This window comes from Falsiroseomonas sp. RANM36, from assembly GCF_056682175.1.
In genome coordinates, this window is record NZ_JBWXTD010000003.1 from 870,911 (window position 1) to 876,247 (window position 5,337).

General features: G+C 69.9%; 6 protein-coding genes. 3 read left to right on the forward strand and 3 right to left on the reverse strand.

Annotated elements, in window-relative coordinates; all coding sequences use genetic code 11:
* Positions 1-189 (reverse strand): hypothetical protein (locus AC1MIR_RS08940; RefSeq protein ID WP_480027823.1); only part of this gene is annotated, 189 nt, incomplete at its 3' end.
* 142 nt (positions 190-331) lie between these two features.
* Here AC1MIR_RS08940 and AC1MIR_RS08945 point away from each other — a divergent pair.
* On the forward strand, positions 332-1,219 hold the full coding sequence (locus AC1MIR_RS08945) for a TauD/TfdA dioxygenase family protein (RefSeq protein WP_480027824.1): 888 nt from the start codon (positions 332-334) through the stop codon (positions 1,217-1,219).
* An 18-nt stretch (positions 1,220-1,237) separates the two neighbouring features.
* Here AC1MIR_RS08945 and AC1MIR_RS08950 read toward each other — a convergent pair whose 3' ends face one another.
* Together AC1MIR_RS08950 and AC1MIR_RS08955 are read right to left on the reverse strand one after the other, a co-directional pair.
* The gene (locus AC1MIR_RS08950) at positions 1,238-2,470 is read right to left on the reverse strand and encodes an MFS transporter (protein WP_480027825.1); all 1,233 of its coding nucleotides are present in this window, start codon (positions 2,468-2,470) and stop codon (positions 1,238-1,240) included.
* Between the two features lie 93 nt (positions 2,471-2,563).
* Complete coding sequence (locus AC1MIR_RS08955) at positions 2,564-2,848, reverse strand: usg protein (protein ID WP_480027826.1); 285 nt, start codon at positions 2,846-2,848, stop codon at positions 2,564-2,566.
* Positions 2,849-3,219: 371 nt separating this feature from the next.
* On the opposite strand from AC1MIR_RS08955, the gene groES reads away from it, so the two are divergent.
* Positions 3,220-3,531, forward strand: a complete 312-nt coding sequence (groES, locus tag AC1MIR_RS08960; RefSeq protein ID WP_109869040.1) for a co-chaperone GroES — start codon at positions 3,220-3,222, stop codon at positions 3,529-3,531.
* An 80-nt stretch (positions 3,532-3,611) separates the two neighbouring features.
* Positions 3,612-5,249 carry a chaperonin GroEL gene (gene groL / locus AC1MIR_RS08965; protein ID WP_480027827.1) on the forward strand — a complete coding sequence of 546 codons (1,638 nt, stop codon included), beginning with the start codon at positions 3,612-3,614 and terminating at the stop codon, positions 5,247-5,249.
* The last annotated feature ends 88 nt before the right edge of the window (positions 5,250-5,337 follow it).

Sequence of the window (5,337 nt, forward strand, 5' to 3'; positions counted from 1 at the left end):
CCCCGCCCCGCGCGGCCGCCGGCCCCCCCCCCCCCCCCCCCGCGCGGCGCCGCGCCCCTCGACGACCTGGCCGCGATCGTCCGCACGGCCGGACGACGCGTCGGTCGCCTGACCGCCCGCCAGCGCGGGCAAGGGTGCCAGCCACAGCGCGAAGAGCCCAGTGACGGCGGCACGTCGGATCGGTCGCATCTCGTCTGCCTCCTTCGGCATGCGAGGAGGCTGGATGTCGCCGGGGGCGACGAAAGGGCCGGGTCTTGGCGGGAATGCGGCAGGCTGGTCGCGCCGCCGGACGCGCGATAGCCTCCGCGCGACACGCCACGGAGGAGACGGCATGACGATCACCATCCGCCCCGCCGATCCCGCGCGCCCGGATTTCGTCGGCGAGGTGTCGGGCGTGGACATCCGCCGCGGCATCGACGCCACGGAAGCGGCGGCGATCGAGGCCGGCATGGACCGCTACGCGGTGCTGGTGTTCCGCGGCCAGGACATCGACGACGCGCAGCAGATCGCCTTCAGCCGCCATTTCGGCCCGCTGGAGCAGGCCAGCGGCGACATCGCGCGGCCCGACCAGCGGCGCCTTTCCATGGAGGTGAACGACATCTCCAACCTCGACCGCGACGGCAGCGTGCTGGCGCGCGACGACCGAAGGCGCCTCTTCGCGCTCGGCAACATGCTCTGGCACAGCGATTCCAGCTTCAAGCCGACGCCGGCGAAGTATTCGCTGCTCTCCGCGCGCGTCATCCCGGGATCGGGCGGCAACACGGAATTCGCCGACATGCGCGCGGCCTGGGACGCGCTGGAGGCGGAGACGCAGGCGCTGGTGCGCGACCTGGTCTGCGAGCACACCCAGATCCACTCCCGCAGCACCCTCGGCTTCACCGACTTCACGGATGAGGAGCGCGCGCGCTGGGCGCCGGTGCCGCAGCGCCTGGTGCGCCGCCATCCGCGCACCGGGCGGCTCTCGCTGTTCCTCTCGGCGCATGCCGGCGGGATAAGCGGCTGGCCGAGGCCGGAGGCGCTGATGCTGCTGCGCGACCTGACCGAGCACGCGACGCGGCGCGAATTCGTCCACGCCCATCGCTGGCAGCCGCATGACCTGGTGATGTGGGACAACCGCGTGACGATGCATCGCGCGCGGCGCTACCCGGCCGAGCAGAAGCGCGACCTGCATCGCACCACCGTGGCCGATTCCGCGCCGACGCTGGAACAGGCCGCCTGACGCGGCCCGCGGACCGCTTTACGCAGCGGCCGCGACCGGCCGGCCCTCCCGCAGCCGCAGCCACGCCACGGCCAGCGCGGCGAGGCAGAGCAGCGCGAGCGAGAACCCGTTCAGCGCGAACCAGCCCAGCCGCTCCTGCAGGACGCCGGCGGTGAAGCTCATCAGCGCCGTGGTGCCGAAGATCAGGAAGTCGTTCAGCGCCTGCACCTTGCCGCGTTCGTTGGGGCGATAGCAGGTGGTGACCAGCGTCGTCGCGCCGACGAAGAGGAAGTTCCAGCCGACGCCGTTCAGCGTCATCGCGATGCGGAAATGCCATTCGCTCAGTCCCGCCAGCCCCGCGGCGACGCCGGCGAACAGCAGCACCACGCCCACCGTCATCACGCGCGTGGTGCCGAAGCGGGTGATGAGGTGGCCGGTGAACAGCGCGGGGACGAACATGCCGAGGACATGCATCAGGATGACCATGTGCGCTGCCGTGTGCGGCATGCCGCAGCCGACGATCGCCAGCGGCGAGGCGCCCATGAGGAACACCATCACCCCGTAGCCGACCATGGCCGAGACCACGGCGGCGACGAAGCGCGGCTGCCGCGCGATCTCCGCCAGCGGGCGCGGCGGCAAGCCGCCCGCGTCCGGCACGCCCGCCATCGCCGCCCGCGCCTCGGGGAAGCGGACGAAGGACATCACCGTGAAGACGACGGCATGGATCAGGAAGATCGCCGCATAGGTGCCGATGTAGAACGGCATCCACTGGTCATGCGTCCAGCGCACCAGGTTCGGCCCCATGAAGGCCGCGACGATGCCGCCCGCCGTCACCCAGGAGATCGCCTTGGCGCGGTGCGACAGCGGCACCAGCTCCACCGCGGCGAAGCGGTACTGGTGCAGGCAGGCCACCGCGTAGCCGAGCAGGAACCCGCCGGCGCACATGGTCAGGAAGCTGCCGTTGTAGAGCCCGGTGCCGATCGTCGCGGCGCCCGCCATGCCGAACAGCGAGCCCACCCGGAAGCCGAAGCGGCGCCCCATGCGCTGCATCAGCAGCGCCGCCGGGAACACCCACAGCATCACGCCGAGGTGCTGCATCGTCACCGGCAGCGTCGCCAGGTCGCGATTGGCATAGAAGGTCACGACGGACAGCGCCGTGGCCGCCAGCATCATCGTGTTGCAGGCCTGGCCGAGCGCCTGGCAGACGGCCAGCAGGCCGAGATTGGCCCTGGCCCTGGCATCCAGGGAAGGATCTTGCTGCGCCTGGGGCATTGCGGGGAAGGCTATCCTCCGCGCCGCGCCGCCCTCAAGACGGGCGCGCGAAGGGGCAGCCATGCGCCGGGTGGGGGCCCCGGCCCTTCGCAGTCAGTGCAGCCGGAATTCTCCGCCGGCGTAGCGCAGCTCGGCCGGCTTGATCAGCGCGGCGGAGGCGACGCGGACGGAATGCAGCGGCGCCTCGATCTCGCGCTTCCAGAAATCCAGGAACCGGCCGAGCTCGGGGAAGCGTGGGGCCAGGTCGTGCTTCTGCCAGATGAAGCTCTGCAGGACGCCCGGATGGTCCGGCATGTGATAGAGCAGTTCGGCGGTGGTCAGCCGCCAGTCGGGCAGCGTCGGGAAACGGGCGAGACGCTCGAGACCGCTGAGATCCATGCTGTTCCTGTCCTCGTTCCGGCGTGATGGGCCGTGCCGTTCCTTCCCTGTTCCCGGCCCTGTTCCCGGCCCTGTTCCCGGCGTCGCGCCGCGGCGCCGCCGCCGGATGGGGGGAAGCATGCCATGGGGGGCCGGGCGCGATGCAAGAAAAACGTTGAAGTTCAACGCATTAGCACTCGCACTCCGAGAGTGCTGCCGACGCTTGACGACGCGGCGGGGCTGCCCTAGATCGCTGTCACTCCTCTGGGGGGAGTGCTAGCGGGCGCCGGAATGGGTCCGTTGGCGGCGGGAAGCAGGCCGGGTCCGGCATGCCCCCGCGTATCTCCGGAAGAGCTTGCCACTCATATGGAAGCAGTCAGGAGAGGATTCGCATGAACTTCCGTCCCCTGCACGACCGCGTTCTCGTTCGCCGCGTGACGGCCGAGGAGAAGACCGCGGGAGGCATCATCATCCCCGACACCGCCAAGGAGAAGCCGCAGGAAGGCGAAGTGATCGCCGTCGGCTCCGGCACCATCAACGAGAAGGGCGAGGTCCGCCCGCTCGACGTGAAGGCCGGCGACCGCATCCTGTTCGGCAAGTGGTCGGGCACCGAGGTGAAGCTCAACGGTGAGGAGCTCCTGATCATGAAGGAGTCCGACATCATGGGGATCCTCGACAACCCTTCCGTCGCGAAGGCGGCCTGAAGTCGTCGTCCCGCGAGGAACGCGGAAAGACGCATCTCAGGCTCGTCGTCTCGGACACACACACCTAGGGAACGGAAAACATGGCTGCAAAGGACGTCAAGTTCGGCGCCGGCGCGCGTGAGCGTATGCTCCGCGGCGTCGACATCCTCGCCGACGCGGTGAAGGTCACGCTCGGCCCGAAGGGCCGCAACGTTGTGATCGACAAGAGCTTCGGCGCGCCGCGGATCACCAAGGACGGCGTGACCGTCGCCAAGGAGATCGAGCTGGCCGACAAGTTCGAGAACATGGGCGCCCAGATGGTGCGCGAAGTGGCCTCGAAGACCAACGACATCGCCGGCGACGGCACCACCACCGCGACCGTGCTCGCCCAGGCGATCGTCCGCGAGGGCGCGAAGTCGGTGGCCGCGGGCATGAACCCGATGGACCTCAAGCGCGGCGTGGACAAGGCCGTGGCCGAGGTCGTGAAGTACCTCGAGAGCAACACCAAGAAGATCACGACCTCCGCCGAGGTCGCCCAGGTCGGCACGCTGTCGGCCAACGGCGAGACCGAGATCGGCGAGATGATCGCCAAGGCGATGGAGAAGGTCGGCAACGAGGGCGTCATCACGGTCGAGGAGGCGAAGTCCATCCAGACCGAGCTCGACGTCGTCGAGGGCATGCAGTTCGACCGCGGCTACGTCTCCCCGTATTTCATCACGAATGCGGAGAAGATGATCGCCGAGATGGACAACCCCTACATCCTGATCTTCGAGAAGAAGCTGTCGGGCCTGCAGCCCATGCTTCCGCTGCTCGAGGCGGTGGTGCAGTCGGGCCGTCCGCTGGTGATCGTGGCCGAGGACGTCGAGGGCGAGGCGCTGGCCACGCTCGTGGTCAACAAGCTGCGCGGCGGCCTGAAGGTCGCGGCGGTGAAGGCGCCGGGCTTCGGTGATCGCCGCAAGGCGATGCTCGAGGACATCGCGATCCTCACCGGCGGCCAGGTGATCTCCGAGGATCTCGGCATCAAGCTCGAGAACGTCACCCTCAACATGCTGGGCAAGGCCAAGACCGTCCGCATCGAGAAGGAGAACACCACGATCGTCGACGGCGCCGGCTCCAAGGAGGAGATCCAGGGCCGCTGCGAGCAGATCAAGGCGCAGATCGAGGAGACCACCTCGGACTACGACCGCGAGAAGCTGCAGGAGCGCCTGGCGAAGCTCGCCGGCGGCGTGGCGGTGATCCGCGTCGGCGGCTCCACCGAGGTCGAGGTGAAGGAGCGCAAGGACCGCGTGGACGACGCGCTCCACGCGACCCGCGCCGCGGTCGAGGAAGGCATCGTGCCGGGCGGCGGCGTCGCCCTGCTGCGCGCCTCCACCAAGCTCGGCGGGCTGAAGGGCCTGAACAACGACGAGCAGGTCGGCATCGAGATCGTGCGCCGCGCGATCCAGGCGCCGCTCAAGCAGATCGCCGAGAACGCCGGCAAGGACGGCGCGGTCGTGGCGGGCGAGATCCTGCGCAACGACGGCGCCTCCTACGGCTACGACGCGCAGAAGGACGAGTACAAGGACCTCGTCGCCGCCGGCATCATCGACCCGACCAAGGTCGTGCGCACGGCGCTGCAGGATGCGGCCTCGGTCGCCTCGCTGCTGATCACGACGGAGGCGATGATCGCCGAGCGTCCGGAGAAGAAGGCTCCGGCCGGCGGTCCTCCGGGCGGCGACATGGGCGGCATGGACTTCTGATCCGGCGCGCCGGCCCGGGCCGGGGCCCGGGGGCCCCCCCCGCGGGGGGGGCGGGGTGGGGGGGGGGGCCGCGCCCCCCCCCGTGGGG